Origin of the sequence: Flammeovirga yaeyamensis (assembly GCF_018736045.1) — a bacterium.
GTDB lineage: Bacteria > Bacteroidota > Bacteroidia > Cytophagales > Flammeovirgaceae > Flammeovirga > Flammeovirga yaeyamensis.
Window position 1 is genome coordinate 4022515 of record NZ_CP076132.1, and the last position, 17802, is coordinate 4040316.

Consider the following 17802-nt stretch of genomic DNA (forward strand, 5'->3'; position numbering starts at 1 on the left):
CTAAACTATCATGTTAACTAATAACAAAATACTTACTTCAATATTATCCATCTGCTTATTTCTGTCTTCATCTCAATTGTTTGCACAAGAACAGGTTGAGGTGAAAGGTATGGTAACTGATGCTGAAACGGGTGAACCCCTTATTGGTGTGAACGTTATCATAGAAAATACAACATCGGGTGTGGTAACTGACTATGATGGTCACTATAAGATTGGTGGCTTATCAAAGAACACAACGCTTGTGTTCCACTACATTGGCTATCAGGAACAAGTAGCAACAGTAGGCGATCGATCATTAATTGATGTTCAGTTGAGCCCTGCCGTTGAAAACTTGGAAACAGTAACTGTATTTGGGGAGAGTCAAAAAGATGCTCGTTCAATTACTGGTTCTGTCAGTAAAATCGACACCAAAGTGTTCTCCACAGGTACTCCAGCAGGATCGTTTGATCAGTTACTTCAAGGTCAAGTAGCGGGTTTAGCTGTTCAAGCAACGGGTGAACCTGGTGAAGCTTCTCAGATAAGAATACGTGGTAATAACTCCTTAGGTATAAGATCAAAAGATGAGGAATTGACCACATTCAATACTGCCAACGAGCCACTGTATATCATGAATGGTATCCCTATTACCTCTGCTGTATTTGCGACGATCAATCCTGATGATATCGTAGAAATCAAAGTCTTGAAAGATGGTTTATCTACTGTAGAATACGGTACTCGTGGGGCGAATGGTGTAATCGAGATAAAAACCAAAAGAGGTATTGTGGGGAAAACCACTTACAATGTACGTTACCAACATACTATTCGTCCGATCGGTGGATTAGGAGGTATAGATTTGATGGGATCTAAAGAAAAGTTAGCATTAGAAAGAGAATTGGGTATTACCAATGGACTAGGTTATGTGTATTCTCCTAGACCAGGTGATATTGGCCCTGTTTTAGATTACAAAGCACAAAAATATGCTGAATTAGAAGGAATCAATACCAATTGGTACAAAGAACTTTCTAGAGTAGGTCAAGTAAAAGATTTACAAATGAGTATATCAGGTGGTGTGGACAATACGAGATATTTCGTATCTGCCAACTACTATGATGAAGATGGTTCTTACAAAAACTCTTGGGCAAAACGTTTCGCTACTCGTTTCAGTTTAGACCATAATATCAACGATAGATTATCTGTAGGTTTTGATGCTTCCATTGCAAGAAGTGAACGTTCAAGATCGGCAACTTCCCCGGCACGTTTAATCTACACCTTACAGCCTTATGAAACTGTAAATGATACGGCGTATGTATCAAGAAATACGAACATAGCAGGTGTAAACTTCGAAAATCCTTTCGATGAGTTGTACAACAATTACAGTGAGAATACGACTTGGCGATTGAACATCAATCCTAAGATTTCTTACAAGTTAACGAAAGAAATAAACCTTAGAGCGGAGTATGGTTTATCCTACTCTGAGTCAGAAAATACAACCGTGAATTTAGCTAACCCCAATGGAGTTACAGACTTGCAAATTGGTGGTAGAGTATCCAAAGGTCAATCAAAAACGACGACCAATCGTTTGAACTTAAGTGCAGACTTTATGAAAGCTTTTGGGGATCATTTTGTAACGGTTGCTGCTGGTACAGAATACATCCAAAACAATAACTGGGGCTTTGGTTATAATAGTGTAGGTCTTTCTCCAAAAGTAGACCCTACAATTGGAGCAAATCCACAGGCTACAATCAATAACTCTAAGTTTAACGATGGGTTATTAGGTTTCTATGGTCGATTCTCCTATAGCTATAAATCAAAATATGATTTTACTGGATCAGTTAGATTTGATGGATCCTCTATCCTACCTAAAGAAAAACAATTTGTAGGTGCTTACGGTGCTGGTGTTGCTTGGGATATGAAAGCTGAAGATTTCATGGCCAACAATACATTATTTGATCAGTTGAAATGGAGAGTTTCTTACGGTTTGAATTACAACTCAGGAGGTATTCGTCAGACACTAGGTATGCCATTCTATGATTTCACGAACAGTGATACTTATAGAGGAGACAGAATGATTAACCTAGTAGAATTCTACAATCCTGATTTGAAATTTGAGAAAACAAAACAATGGTCAGCTGCCGTTGATTTCGGATTACTTGATCATAGATTATATGGTACTTTGGAGGCCTATGTCAAAAATACTGACGACCTATTATCGACTATAGATATTCCTGCCTCAAACGGTTATACAAGTTTGCTACAAAATATTGGTGCGCTTCAAAATAAAGGTATAGAATTAACCTTAAGCGGAGTGCCGATTAGAACAGACCACTTCCGTTGGACTTCTCGTTTAAATGTTGCTTACAATATCAATGAGATTACTGATTTGTATGGACAAGACGAAATCAGAGTCGGATCCGAAGGGTATTTCAAAGTAGGTGAACCAATCAATTCTGCTTTTGTTAAGCATTGGGCAGGTGTTAACCCTGTAAATGGTGTCCCTATTTATTATACAAGATCTGGGGAATTAGTAGGTGGTAGTAATGCTCCGCAAATGATAGGGTTTGGTACCTATAACCATCCATATACAGGTGGTTTAACCAACATCTTCAATTACAAAAACCTAGAGGTTTCTATGTTATTAACGTTTGGTTTTGGTGGTGTAAACTACAATAACTTGAAGGGGACAATGGTACAAAACGTGAAAAACGGTGAAGTTCCATTCGCAGGTTTCTATGATGAGATTTGGTTACAATCGGGGGATGTTAAACCTTACCCTTACCCTAAATTCTTTACTGATAATACGGCGAACTCTTTATTCTTAGAGGATGCTAGTTATGTTAGAATCAAGAACATTACGGTACGATACAATCTACAGAAATACTTACAGCTTAAGCATGTAGAAAACTTTATGATTACAGCACAGGCCAACAACTTGTATACTTTCACCAAATATCAAGGTATTGATCCAGAGGTGACAGGTATTGGTCAGCCATTATTACAATCATATACTCTAGGTGTTGACGTTACATTCTAAGCTACTAACTCATGAAAAAATTCATCCTATTCATCTTCTTCGCAGCAACGGTATCCTCATGTTCATTGATTGATATCGATCCGGACAACGTGGTGTCTTCGGAGAAAGCATTTGATAATGTAGAATATTATCAACAAGCACTGACAAAAGTGTATTATGATATGACAGTGCCTACAAATAATATCTCTGCCACAGATTATGCAACTGACGATTTTACGAATGTTATTCAAGGTTATGCACCTATGAATTACTTCATCTATTTGTGGGATTATCAATCACGACCTCAACCATCACTTTGGACCACACAATACCAAATGATCGCACGAACTAATGTGATTATTGATAATTATGAAGTTGTTCCTGCCAATAATGATAGAGAACAAGCGATAAAAGATCAAGTATATGCTCAAGCAGAAGCGTTAAGAGCTTTCTTCTTCTTTAATTTAACCGAAATCTATGCTCCGCATTATGATGGTTCTAACGGAAACGAATTAGCTATTCCATTAAAATTAAAGTTAGACCGAGAATACCTTCCTCAATCGACTCTTGATGAAGTGTTCGATCAAATTGATAAAGATTTAGCTGATGCAGAAGCCAAGCTAAAAGGATTTACTCCTACAACTGCAGATGCTCCCTATGTATTTGGTCTTGATGCAGTGAAAGCTTTAAAAGCAAGAATTGCTTTATACAAGGGTGATTTACAAACTGCCAGTGATTATTCAAAAGACTTTACCAATATCGAATTATTAGATTCAGCTGATTATTGGATGTTGTGGGCGGATCAATTTGGTTCAAAAAATAAAGAAGTCATCTTCATGACACACAACTTATCTGATACGGATCAAGGGACATTGATTGATTATCATAATCAGTATGAAACCAATAATGTAATGATTGATCAAAATTTCTTTGCGAGTATGGACTTTAACGATATCAGAAAGGGAAGTCAATATATTGATCCGACCACAAGAAGACCTCAGAAGTACCTGTATGTAGCTGATCAAAATAATGCTACTGAAACACGTATGTTGAACTATAAGTATTTCAGATTGGCAGAACAATATTTGATTTATGCAGAAGCAAATTTATCAAGTAATAAGTCCGAAGCACTAAAAGTATTTAACAAACTAAGAGTGGCAAGAGGAGAAACTGAAGTTACAGAAAGTAATTTTGATAAACATTTCATTCTTTCAGAACGAAGAAAAGAGTTCTTCCAAGAAGGCTTAAGATTCTACGATTTAAAACGACTATCAAAAGAATTAAACTTAGTAGTAAAAAGAAATAGTGGAGCTCAACTTGCTCCTGGAGATGCTAAATACACTTTTGATATTCCAATTGAAGAAACCAACTCTAATCCGTACATCAATGAATAACATGAAATATTTATATCTCGCACTGATTACCATGTTCTTTTATTCTTGTAATGATATGGTATCAAAAGATAAGTTCTACACTGGAGATCCTTTTGTGAGTTTAAGTGGAGATCAAGAAACGCTTACATTATCTAAAGACACCACTAAGGAAATTAGAGTGGAACACATGGATAGTATTTCGATCAGTACTCCAATTGATAAACCACTTACTGTGACTTTAAAAGTAGACTCTACTAGCTATGGAACAGTTGGGGTAGATTACGAAGTTCAAACAGATGTGAAAATCGCTGCTGGTAGTAGCTATGGTTATTATAAGGTAACTGCTAAGGCTATTGATCCTGATGAAATTAGTAAAACAAATCTAATTCTCTACATCGATCAGGTAGATCAACCTAATATAATACCGGGTCTGATGGGTAATAAAAAGAACAATGAAGATAGACGTCCCCGTCTTAAAACATATCTATTCAAATATTAAATCAATCTAAATTCAACAAACAAATGAAAAAATTTAATTTATTATCGCTTTTATTCGCTGCTTTTTTAGCAATAGCAGTTTCATCATGTAGCTCAGATGACAAAGATGTTACACCTGAGGTAGAAAAACCTGATACTGAGAATCCAGATACAGAAAAACCACCTCTAACTGAAGAAGAAATTCAAGAACAAACAAGACAAGAATTGGCAGCAACTTCTGATTCTATCTTTAAAGCAATGGTAGAAGATGATTGGAAACTAGTAGAGTTCGTTCCTTCTGATGAATTATTAGTCGCTAAGGAAAGTGACCAAGCAGGTACTAATGCTTTTGCTAATACTAAAATCTTAAAGGCAAAAGCAGTTCAACCTAAAGACTTCACTTTGTCTTTTACTAAAGAAGGCGATCACTATGATGTTTCTGTAAATATCCCTGCAGAGGGCGATGATTTATATAACCTAATCTTAGATTATCAAAATACATTATATCCTGATTTTGCTGATTTAGGATTCCTTGTATTACCTCAAGAAGAGTTGATGGCTGATGCTAAATCTGCATTGGCAGGCCCATTTGCAGCTGAAGGTTTAGATGTTGACGAAATCAGTGATGCTGATACTGGAATGATCATTTTTACTGTTAAACAAAATGATGTATCTGAATTATCTTACACTGATATGTTATTAAATTATTCAAAAGTACTAAAAGACAATGCGGATAGAATTTTCTTTAATGAAGAAGGTCAACTAATTGTTGAAAATACTGATAATATATACGGAACTGGTGCATCTCACTACGTATTCAAAAAAGCTGAGTAATCAGTACAAACATAAGGTTAACACACAAAAGGCTGATGGAAATTTTTCCACCAGCCTTTCTTATTATTTTGACAATTGCTCTACTCTTCTATTGTATGGGTGTCCTAACCAACGATTGGCTGGTAACTTGCTATCCCAACGATGAAATGTTTCCAACATCTCATTAAAGATTTCTTTTTCTTGATCCGCCAAATTGTTTTGTTCGTTTGGATCAATTTTTAAATTGAAAAGTTGAACGCCTAAGTCTTTTTCTCTTTTATTAAATGCAATTTTATAATCACCTTGTCTGAAAGCAAAGTCTTTTACTCTTCTAAAGTACAATTGCTCGTGTGGTCTTCCTTCTTTATCTCCATTGATGAAAGGAATAAGGTTGACACCATCAAAGCCAATTTCAGCTCCATTCTCATGTACACCTAAAACTCCACAAACAGTAGGAACAATATCCAATGTACTTACAGGATCGTTAAAGACCGTTCCACCCATCACATTTTTAGGCCAACTGATAATGTAAGGTACTTTAATACCTCCTTCGTAAGTATCGCCTTTCCATCCTCTTAAACCGCCAGTTCTAGACATTCTGCCTTGTTCACTTGCAGGAGATCCGTTATCAGCAACAAAAATAATGATGGTGTTCTCGTAGATTCCTTCTTCTTTTAAAGCCTCAACGATACGACCAATACCATCATCCATCGCTAAAGTCATTCCTGAGAAAAGACGACGTTCTTCTTCTTCAATATGTCCTAAACGATCGATGTACTTTTGAGGTACTTGCCACGGATAATGCACTGCGTTATAAGATACATAAGAGAAAAACGGACGGTCTTTGTTCTTTTTGATAAAGTTTACCGTTTCATCAGTAAATACTTCTGTTGTGTAACCTTCATAGTCGACCATTTCTTTATTTCTGAAGATCGGCCAAAAATCTCTATTCTTCGTAAATTCTTTTTCCGCTCTGTAATAGTCATGAGAACCATTTAAGAAACCATAGAATTCGTCGAATCCTCTTTCGTTTGGTCTTAAATGATCGTCTAAACCAAGGTGCCACTTACCTACTAACTGAGTGGTATAACCTTGCTCTTTTAGTAATTCAGCCATCATTGGTTGTGTAGTAGGAATACCTAAACTGTCCAACTCTCCAGTTATCCATTTTTCCTCTGGGATATTGGCTCCATATCCGAAACGTTGTTGGTATACACCTGTCATCATTCCTGAACGAGAAGGACCACATACCGAAGCGGTTACGTAACCCTGATTAAACTGAATTCCTGATTTCGCCAACAGATCAATATTTGGTGTTCTGATATCATTGGCTCCCAAGTAACCTGCATCTCCCATTCCCATGTCGTCTGCAACAATTAGAATGACATTGGGTTTATCAATTTCTTTTTTTTGATCCGTTTTCATGCAAGAAAAAAGCATGAGAAAAGGGATCGCCATTACATATTTAAACATTAGGATGTTATTTATTATTTAAAACTTACTCTGTTGCGTCTTCTCTCCAAATTGGATTTAGATCTAACTGACCTAAAGGAATTGGATAGAATTCGTGTTGTCCTTCTACAAAACCTGGAAGTAAATCTTTTGCTTTATTCCATCTTACAAGATCGTAGAAACGGTCGCCCCATTCCATTGAAAGTTCTGCATATCTCTCGTCCATAACATCTTGCATTGTGGCACCAGAAATCGGATCTAATTTGGCTCTAGTTCTTACTTTATTTAATGGAGTGTCTCCACTTTGACCTAACATGATTTTAGCTTCTGCATTCATCAATAGAACATCTGCATATCTTAAAACAATAACGTTGTTATTCACACCATATTCAGGTCTACCTGTAGTATTATGCTCTTCTGGAGAATACACTTTACCATTATAATGTGCTTTATTTCCGTCTAAATATGCCGGTTGGAATAATGGAATCATTTCGCCTGCTGGCGTTTCTACACCTGATTCTAGAACTGCGACATCAAATCGAACCGACTCTTGTCTTTTATTCATAAATTCGATGTACTCTTGTTTTAGTAAACAGAATCCCCAACCTGGATACACACCATCTCTATATGATTGGTGCCTAAACCATATTGTTGCTGCTACTTGTGGTCCATTGTCCGCTCCAAAATCTGAGAATTGTAACTCAAATAACGATTCTTTACTTAGGTTACCTGGCTGTTTAAACAAGTTGTAGTAATCCTCATAAAGTTCGAATCCGCCTTTATTGATAATCTCATCAGTTAACTGTTGAGCAGTTGTATAATCCTTTTGGTATAAAGCTAATTTCGCTTTTAACATCATGGCAGTGTATTTAGTTACTGCACCAGGATAATCACCTCTTTCGTCAGGACGGATAGCTGGTAAATGTGCAATTGCGTAATCCAATTCTTCATGAATCATTGTTCTTACCGTTTCCACCTTTTTCTTTGGTACATTCAGACCATATAAGTTACTTGGATCGATAATCGGAATCTCTCCAAACATATTACTTAATAAGAAATAAAAATAGGCTCTATAAAATCTTATTTCGGCTTCATAACTATCAGCTAAATCTCTTTCTTCGTCTGTAGTTAAAAACTCTCTGTAGTTATCAAGAAGTATTTTATTTTCGTGTGTCTTAACAATTACCTGATACCAAGCTGTCCATGCATTATTTAATGCGAAGTATCCTGATACACCATTATAATCAAAAGTTTCAGCTTGATAAAATGCATATTGATCGTTCAAATTACTTCCACCTTTCGTAACATTATCAGCTCTTACATTAATAAGAGGCCATAATTCCCATTGTGTTAATCTCTCTCTTGTAATAGCTGATACACCTACTACAGTACTGTACATATTTTCTGTTCTTGAGAAATCTATTTCGTCTGATGGAACCGTTCCTTCAGGTAAAATATCTAGCCATTGTGTACATGATGAGAAAAGTACAGCAAAAACTAAAACGATGCTTTTATTTAATTTTTTCATTACTGTTGTCTTAGAAATTTACTTTTAAACCAAGTGAATAAACTGCTGCAATTGGGTGCATATCATAATCAATACCGTTTCCTACTTCTGGAGTAAATCCGTTTGTATGAAAATGAGTATATGGTCTATCTGCATTTAGGTAAATTTGCATTCCTTGTAATTTCATCTTTTCGGCAGTTTGTTGAGGTAAATCATAGCTAAAACGGATGTTCTGGATTCTGAAATAAGAACCATCTTCTATATAAAAGTCTGTAAATCTACCTGTGTTCCAGGGGTTAAATAAACCTTCTGCTGATGGATATTTATTCGTAGGATTCTCTGGTGACCAAAGGTTAGTGGCTAAATCTCTATCGATATTATTGATAGGGTTTTTGTTGACTTCTCCTCTCTTCATGTTAAGAATATCTACACCACTTACTCCTTGGAATACAACGCCAAGCCCCCAATTCTTATAGTTCAAATTGATGTTGAACCCATATGACCAATTTGGGTGGTAGTTTCCTAAAATTTGCCTATCCTCATCATCAATTACCCCATCACCGTTTGTATCTACAAATCTGAAATCACCTGGTTTTAAACCATTTGCCTTAGCGATATCACACGCTTCTATTTCTGCTTGATTTTGATAAACTCCATCTGTTTTCCAACCAAAGAAAGAATACATTGGCATTCCAACTGTTGAGATCTGACGGAACTCTGGACTATTATGGAATAAATATGGCTGATCTCCTAAATCGATCACACTGTTTCTAAGGTAAGTCGCATTGGCACCAACAGAGTATCTTAATTTACCAATCTTATCACTCCAATTGACCATAAACTCAATACCTGAATTTCTGACAGAACCAGTGTTTTCTCTAACTGTTTGGCTTGTAAAATTCTTTTGGTTATGAACTGCCATGTTCTTAGTATCTCTTCTGAAGTAATCTACTTCAACATCTAAACGGTAATCCAATAGTTTTACATCAATACCTACGTTTGTTTCTTCAACCAATTCCCATCCTAAGTGAGAGAACAAGGTGTTGTTCAACATACCTGGCACAAACTGACCATTGTAAATTGCAGACTGATTTATACCTCCACTTTCTACCGCTGCAACACCTCTATTAGCATCAATTTTATCATTACCTAATAGACCCCAACTAGCACGAACTTTCAAAAAGTCAATTGGTGTATTTGCCGACTTTAGAAATTCCTCGTTAGAGATGACCCAACCTGCACCAATCGATGGGAAATAACCCCATTTATCTTGGTATTTAGAACTACCATCCGCACGCATTGTAAGCGATAGTAAATACTTTTCGTCGTAATTATAGCTCATTCTAGAGAATGCAGATACACCTCTATCTCGTCTGCCTTCCTCTGTACCTCTAAATGAGTTAAGATCACCGTTCGTAATGTAGTAGTATTCTTCTCTTCCCTCTGGAACATCACTAATACCTACAGATAGCTTTCTTCTTGTTTCTTCTCTTACTGAAAAACCACCCATGATAGAGAAATGATGATTTCCTAATTCTTTTGAATATGTTGCCGTGTTATCCCAAATATAATTTGAGTTCCATTGGTTGTATTTATCCAGTTGAGACAATGGATTTTGGATATCACCATGCACAAATGCTGGAGTGTATTTTCTACCTCTATCGAAGCCCATATCCATACTTAGTGCTGAACGAAGCGATAGATCTAAGATAGGTTTGTACTCAGCAGTAAACGAAGGTAATATACGTGTATATTTTGTTCTGTCATTACTGTGGTAATCTGACATTGCCATTGGGTTGGCATAGTAAGAATGGTATCCTAAGTGATGAGGATTCGCATATCTACCAGGAAAGTCTCCATTATCCACACCATCTTTTTCATATACAGGATAAATTGGTGCCGCACGGAATGCATCCGACCAAGCCGTTATATGATCTTTCTGACGAAATTCATTCGTGATCATCAAGTTGGTTCCTAATTTGAATTTCTCCGTTAATTTGAAATCAACTTTAGAACGTACACTTAGTCTTTCATAGAAACCACCTGCGTTCATTGTACTTTCTTGATTAAAGTAGTTTACACCAAAAGAGTAGGTAGTATTCTCAAAACCTCCATTTAAACTGACACCATGATTTTGGATGCTTGCAAAGTTGTTGACTAATTCGTTATACCAATCAGTATCTGTCGATGGATTTCCGTTATGACTTCCATAATGTTCCATCGATTTAGTCAATAACATCTCGAAATCTTTATCACCTGATGCTCTCAAAAGGTTAGCATATTGTTCCGTATTGGCCATTTTCATGGTTTGCTGTACATGTTGTACACCATAGTAACCATCGTAAGTTACTCTCATTTTTTGGTCCTCAGAACCACTCTTAGTAGTGATGATCACTACACCATTCGCTGCTCTTACACCATAGATAGCTGCTGCAGAGGCATCTTTTAGAATGGACATCGATTCAATATCATTCGGGTTAATAAAGTTGATATCCTCCAAGAACATTCCATCTACAACATAAAGTGGACTTGCATCTCCTAAAGATCCAACACCTCTAATCCTAACGGATGGTCCTTCGCCTGGCACACCACTATTAACAATGTTTACACCAGGAACTTTACCTTGGATAGCACTCATTGCAGAAGAAGTATTCATGGATGTAATTTCCTCGCTAGACACCGTTGTAATTGGAGAGGTTAAATCTTGGGATTTAGCTTCTCCGTAACCAATAACAACCAATTCATCCAATTCACTTGCTTTTGGCATTAGTAGAACATTGATTTCTTTTTGTGTTCCTACGGTGATGGTCTGAGATTCCATACCGATATAAGAAAAAATCAGTTCAGCATCTGCATTTAAAGGACCAATTTGATACCTTCCCTCAAGGTCTGTAATGGCACCTTCAGACGTACCATTAATTTTGATGTTTACACCAGGCAATCCCATATTGGACTCATCGGTTACCTGACCTTTTACTAGATGTTGTGCGTAGGTGGTGACACCCATACAGCACATTAAAAAGACAAAAATTAGTGTAGTTTTATTTAGCATTGAAGTAATTTTAATTAACTAAAAATTAAACCAAATATCCATTGATTACATTCGGGCATAGTTGGTAATTCATTCATTTCGGTTACCCGATAACTGTTGTATCAACATTTAAATTGTACTGCAATATCAGTAGCTAAAAGGGTTATTTAAACTTTCTCCCTACTACATCATTACATCATTTTCTCATCACGTTTAACTAGCTTATTATCAATACGTTTACTCTTTTCCTATCATCGCTAAAGATAAAATGAAATAAAAATGATGAGGTGAAACTCATCAAAATCTTATCATCGTCTACATCCTTTAGTTAATGACTACTATAATCACACTACTCTTAAGTAAGTTTAAGTGTTTCTCTCCGAGAATCCTTTAAAAAATATGTAGTTTTGTCACAAGAACTACAGTCTTTTAATTGCTATTGTCCATAAAAAACTAAAAATCTCTACTACTAATTAAGGGCAAGCAATTATTCAAGCATATTGGATAAGAAAAATGAAACAATTTAACGAACGAACACTCTATTTTATTAGCTTATTATTACTTCTCATCTCAATACAAACTGAAACCAAAGGAAATTATTCTGATGAATTTCTATTTGAGATAAGTCCACCGATTGAGTTGTATGAAAGTCAGGTTTACCAAGCCGAAAAAATCAATTGGGACGTGAGTATTGCTCCTAAAGGGTTTGTCTATTTTGCCAACGAACAAGGTTTGTTAGAATTTGATGGCGAAAGGTGGACGCTCTACCCTACCAAATACAATTTAAGGTGTGTCTATGCCACAGATAATTTGATTTATGTGGGTGGAAAGAAAACGGCAGGATATTTTAAAAGAATAAATGGTAAACTCGAATATCATAGTATAAAAGCCTTTCCAAAATCTGAAGAAGAATACTGGAAAATTTTTAAATATAAAGATCAATTGGTCTTTCAAACCTTTTCTGATATCTATCTTTTAACATCAAAAGGTGAGGTAAGAATGATAGATGCCGCTTTTACTACCTATGCCTACCCTACCGATCATAATATTATCTTCCATTTGGTAGAAAATGATGTGATCACTTACAATCCTAAAACATTTGTTAAAACTAGAATCAAATTCCCTCATGTAAAAAACAGTAAAATACAGTTTATCGATCAGATAAATGCTGATGAAATCCTTTTGGGTGAAGTAAGTCATGGGTTATTTGTTCTGAAAAATGGTAACATAAAACCGATAAAGAATAAACTATCGGAACAGTTAAGAAAATACCGCATCAATAAAGGAATTAAAATCGGTAAAGAAACCTACGCTTTTGCCACTTTTGATGGAGGTGTAATTGTGGGCGATTTAGGTGGGAATATTCATTATCATATCCATACCAATAACGGACTAAAAAATAACAGAATACATGGTTTGGCCTATAAAAATGGCTATTTATGGATTGCTTCAGGGAATGGAATTGCACTTTGTGATCTTAACTCGCCGGTAGAATTAATAAAAGATACTCAAAATAAGCTGGGGAAAATTATAGATTTAATTAGCAACGATGATGGGTATTATGTAGCAACCAACAAAGGTGTCTTTAGAGCGACAAGAACACAGAATAATTTTCATCGATTTAAATTATTATTGGAAACAAGAGGTCAGGCTTGGAAACTATTTAAAGTCGAAGATCATATTTTATGTGGTCATAGTCATGGACTGTTTAAACTCCATGAAAATTCGGTTGAAAAGATAAACGATATCCGTGGTTTAAGTAATGTGATTATCCCTCCTGAATCCAAAAACGTCATTATTGCCAGTAATTTTAATGGATTAGCGTTTTTCAATTTCAAAAATGAAAAATGGGGAAACGATGTAAATCATTATCTCGGGGGCATTATCATTAAGAATATATTTGCCCTTTCCTCTCATAAGTTTCTGATTTCCACATTCGAGAATACGCTTTATAAAATCACTTTTAATAAAGATTATTCTGAACTTATTGAAAATCGAAAGTATCAGTTAGACGAATGGAATGCAGATATCAGTAGAATTCAGCTTACCAAATACAACGATTCTCTGATTGTCTTGACGGGCAAAAAGGACAATTACCTCTTTAAGAACAATCAGCTCAATGCACTTTCTGAGGAATGGGATCATATTTCTTATTTATCGCCAGAAATAAATGGGAAATACTTAGCAGTAAAGAATAAGTCCATCGGATTGTTTTCTGATAAATGGCACCCGCTCGAAAGTTCTATCAGTAAGTTGGGGGAAAATTTGGTTTACCGCTTTAATAAAATCTCTAAAATTGATGAAGTGATATTTGGTATTTTACTAACGAACGGCATCGCATTTATCAATTCAGAAAAGTTGGAAAGTTTACAAGAGAATGACTTGAAGGTAGAAATCGTCAACTATCAGTTTTTTGATGAAAAGAATAATAAACTGGCCAAAAGTATTGATATCAATGATATACCAGCTAATTACAATTCTGTCCAATTCGATCTAACTGATTTTCAATGGAACAATTCACCTGTTTTCGAATATCGTCTGACTAATCATCATCAGCAATGGCAAGACACGGAGGAGAATAGTATCACTATTCAGAATCTAAGAAGTGGGGAGTACGACTTGATGGTTAGAATTAAGGGGAGTACCAACATAAAACGTTTTTCTTTTACCATTGCCCCTAGATGGTATCAGTCGAAAATTGCTTATGGAATTTACTTTTTGATTATTCTGCTTTTAGGCATTTCCATCTACCGATTCCATTTGATGTTGCTGAGAAAACAAAAACTAAAAATGCTATTACATGAGCGTTCTTATTTAAATCAGATGCGATTAATGATTGAAAACCAGAAGCTATCCGAACAAAAAATACAGTTGAATAAACAGGTCCATCACAACGAAAATAAGCTGACGCAACTATTGTTGGATAAAGAAAAACAGGAGGAGATTATCAATAAGATAGATAAGGAAATTAATAGCATTAAAAGAGACAAAGTGATCATCAAGTCCTCTGAATTGGGAAAGATTAATCGAATTATTGAGAAAAAGGCACTGCTTTCGGAGAATAATATTTTCGTACAATACGATCGCTTTTTCAAAGCTTTATCAGAAAAACATCCCAATTTAAAAGAGGGCGATTTAAAACTTTGTGGCTATATTCTAGTGAATAAAAGTTCCAAAGAAATCGCCCCGCTTTTTAATATTACCGAAAGAAGTGTGGAACTGAAAAGGTACCGCCTAAGAAAGAAATTAGGTTTAGAAAAAGGTGTTACGCTGCAAGATTACCTAAAATCGATTTAGAACGAACTGATGTATTCGGTGAGGTTAACAGATCGATCCAATTGCATTTTTTTCCTTAAACGATAACGCTTTAAATCAACACTTTGAGGGGTAATGTTAAACAATCTGGACAATTCTTTGGAAGACAAATTTATTTTAAGATAGGTACACAGTTTTAAATCTTCTTTTGTCAGATTAGGATGTTTACTCTTTAGGTTATCAAAGAATCCGGGGTGAAGCTTTTTGAAGCTCGCCTCGAAGACCAACCAATTTTCAATATCATTGTATTTTGAGTTGAGGATGGTGTTCATCTTTTTGATCAACCCATTTTTATTCTGGTGTTTCACTTCATCGTAAGTCACCACTTCCTCTTTTAGCTCATTTATAATTTCTTTGTTTTTGATATTGTTGGCAATCATTTCCGATAGACTTTCGTCTTTATCCAACAATTCAATTTTAAGGTTTTTCGATTTGATGACCTCAATTTCTCTTTTATTTCTTTCCCTCTGAATATTCAGATCTTTTCGCTTTAAAATGAGCATCTTTTTTCTTTCCCATCGAATATAAAATCTGATGCCGAGGATTAGAAAATAGATCGCCCCTATAATCAAAAGCGCATACACTACTAAAAGAGTATTTGATAAATACCAAGGTCGAAGAATTCTAAACGTATAATTTGTCTGCAACTGGGAAGTATTGTCTTTAATCATAAAAGTATACTCCCCATAAGGTAAATTCTGATAACTCATCTCTGCTTTTTCCTCAACATTTACCCAATCGGCATCAATTCCAGTTAACTTAACGCTATAGTTAACCTTCTCAAAATAATTTTTTGTAGAGAATTCGATTTTCACCGAATTGTAATCAAATGGTATTTCTTTGGTGGAACCGTTATAAATTTCTTTGTTCCAAACATCAGAAAAATAAATTCCTCTTACCTCTGGAGGAGAAAAGGCATAATGATAATCTTCTAAATCCTGAGGTTTAAAAATTCCTACTCCCTTGGTAAAGGACATCAATAAATGCTCATCGTCTAGCTGACTAATATTCTCATAACCATAAACTTGTCGCTGTACTAATTCGGAAAGGGAATTCTCTAAAGGAACAAGCGTATTATCTTCATAATGATACAATTGCAATTTTCCTTCTGATGCGATAAGCGTATATCCGTTTACTTCTGGAGAAACTTGCTGTAAAGATTTAAAGGGAAACTGCTTTTTCTTTCCATCAATATCAATTAATCGATTCGAAGTAGAGAGTAATTGATGATTCCCCAAAGTAAATAGTTGGTATTCGTTGAATCTTGAGCCACAACTATCTCCAAATACTTTTTCGATGTTCATCAATTGCTGACCATCTTTTGATAACTCAATTTTAAAAACTTCTTTTCCTTCATCTGTACAATACAAAGTGGAATCGTTGGCTTCTAAAATTGATTTTGTCAGTGTATTTATTGATAAAATTGGATACCCAAACTCCCATCGCCCATTTCTTTTTTCCCAAATATTCAACCCTCTGTAACTTGTTTGATACATACGGTTTGGAAAAAGTTGACTCTTTAGAAAAGTGTAACCACCTCCATTTCTCCATCTTCTTTCAAAGTTGGGTGTGATCTCAAAAATTCCACGATTATGCCCGCAAAACAATTGATTTTCTACCTGGGTTAAACTCCACACTTGTCCATCTGAATCCACCAATTTTGTGAACGTAATTTGTGGACTATCAATATCTTGATCGGTAAAATACACTCCTTGATTTGTGCCTACATACAGCTTTCCATTAAAGTTTTCTGCATCGTGAACCGTTCCCAATTCTGCCAATGGATCGTTGATAAAACGTACAGGATATTTAAGGTTTACCTTGGCCAAACCCACATCTGTTCCTACCCAAAGCAGGCCATCTTTATGAAACAATGAATAAATTCGATTACTGCTTAATCCATTTTTTGAATTGATAATATATTGGATTTTACCGGTGATGATATTCCCAATAATTAACCCTTTATCAAGTGTTCCGAAAGCATAATTTCCTTCATTGTCTAAAGGTGTTGCCGCATTTAGTCGACCTTCTTTAATGAAATCTGATAATTCTTTGGGAGCTTGAGTGAGTTCTCCATTTCTGAAGAAATACAGTCCATTCAATTCGGTTCCAATCACCAAACCTTCAGGTGTTTCGTGTATGTATTTTACGATCCACTTTTTAAACTGAGGATGGGCAATAATGGAGATTACTTTTCGATTATTCGAAAGTTTGATGTTGTTGTAAAGATTTTGGTAGTAGAACTGATCTTTTGTAGCGTTCAGGTAAGCAAAGGAAATGTTCCCTTCGGTCATTTGTCGATACGTAATCACATTGGACTGAAGGTGATAAAAGTACAAACCATCAAAAGCTTGATAAACGATTTGATTGTTGATGACAAACGACTTCCAAATCACGTCGTTCATCTCTTCTTTTGCTTTAATACTATAATATCGAAGGGCGGCATTCTCTTTTTTAAAATACCCCATAATATTAATACCGCCCACATAAATAACATTATCATGAATCGTTACCGTATGTAAAGGAGCGTCGGTTGGATGCAAAATGCATCGTTCTCCATCAAATTCTAAAAGACCAAGTGTATTGGCCATATACATCACGCCATCATCTCCTTGAGCAATACACCAATTTTGTTGTTCGGCTTTGTATTCCGCCTTATCATAATAAGTAATCTGAGGAGAAGTGTATAATTTTATTTCATCTTGTGCAATACAAAAGAAGTTGATCATCAGCACAATTGAGAAAGTAAAAAACGTAAATTGGTTTTTCATTGTTGGTTAGTCGTTTCTTATTAGCATTCAAAAATATATAGTAAAATGATCAAACAAGAGATATTTAATCTTTT

General features: G+C 35.4%; 9 protein-coding genes. 5 read left to right on the forward strand and 4 right to left on the reverse strand.

The window, feature by feature from the left end; translation table 11 throughout:
• Window positions 1–10 precede the first annotated feature (10 nt).
• From KMW28_RS15900 to KMW28_RS15915, 4 genes are read left to right on the forward strand one after another with little or no spacing between them, the layout of a single operon-like run.
• Entirely contained in the window at window positions 11–3010 is a 3000-nt protein-coding gene (locus KMW28_RS15900) for a SusC/RagA family TonB-linked outer membrane protein (protein ID WP_169662680.1), read from the forward strand.
• A gap of 11 nt (window positions 3011–3021) precedes the next feature.
• A complete protein-coding gene (locus tag KMW28_RS15905; protein ID WP_169662681.1) occupies window positions 3022–4383 on the forward strand; it encodes a RagB/SusD family nutrient uptake outer membrane protein in 1362 nt (453 codons plus the stop codon).
• A 1-nt stretch (window position 4384) separates the two neighbouring features.
• Window positions 4385–4861 (forward strand): hypothetical protein, encoded by a 477-nt coding sequence (locus tag KMW28_RS15910; protein WP_169662682.1) that lies wholly within the window; start codon window positions 4385–4387, stop codon window positions 4859–4861.
• Between the two features lie 23 nt (window positions 4862–4884).
• The gene (locus KMW28_RS15915; RefSeq protein ID WP_169662683.1) at window positions 4885–5673 is read left to right on the forward strand and encodes a hypothetical protein; all 789 of its coding nucleotides are present in this window, start codon (window positions 4885–4887) and stop codon (window positions 5671–5673) included.
• A gap of 63 nt (window positions 5674–5736) precedes the next feature.
• Here KMW28_RS15915 and KMW28_RS15920 read toward each other — a convergent pair whose 3' ends face one another.
• The 3 genes from KMW28_RS15920 to KMW28_RS15930 all read right to left on the reverse strand — a co-directional run bounded on the left by KMW28_RS15920 (window position 5737) and on the right by KMW28_RS15930 (window position 11663).
• On the reverse strand, window positions 5737–7077 hold the full coding sequence (locus KMW28_RS15920) for a sulfatase family protein (protein WP_169662684.1): 1341 nt from the start codon (window positions 7075–7077) through the stop codon (window positions 5737–5739).
• Between the two features lie 73 nt (window positions 7078–7150).
• Window positions 7151–8632, reverse strand: a complete 1482-nt coding sequence (locus KMW28_RS15925; RefSeq protein ID WP_169662685.1) for a RagB/SusD family nutrient uptake outer membrane protein — start codon at window positions 8630–8632, stop codon at window positions 7151–7153.
• A gap of 10 nt (window positions 8633–8642) precedes the next feature.
• Window positions 8643–11663 (reverse strand): SusC/RagA family TonB-linked outer membrane protein, encoded by a 3021-nt coding sequence (locus KMW28_RS15930; RefSeq protein ID WP_169662686.1) that lies wholly within the window; start codon window positions 11661–11663, stop codon window positions 8643–8645.
• Window positions 11664–12155: 492 nt separating this feature from the next.
• Between KMW28_RS15930 and KMW28_RS15935 the strand changes: the two genes are divergently transcribed.
• Window positions 12156–14939, forward strand: coding sequence for a helix-turn-helix and ligand-binding sensor domain-containing protein (locus KMW28_RS15935; RefSeq protein WP_169662687.1), 2784 nt, complete (start codon window positions 12156–12158; stop codon window positions 14937–14939).
• On the opposite strand, the gene KMW28_RS15940 is transcribed toward KMW28_RS15935, so the two are convergent.
• Complete coding sequence (locus KMW28_RS15940; RefSeq protein ID WP_169662688.1) at window positions 14936–17728, reverse strand: helix-turn-helix and ligand-binding sensor domain-containing protein; 2793 nt, start codon at window positions 17726–17728, stop codon at window positions 14936–14938. The genes KMW28_RS15935 and KMW28_RS15940 overlap by 4 nt on opposite strands.
• Window positions 17729–17802: the final 74 nt, after the last annotated feature.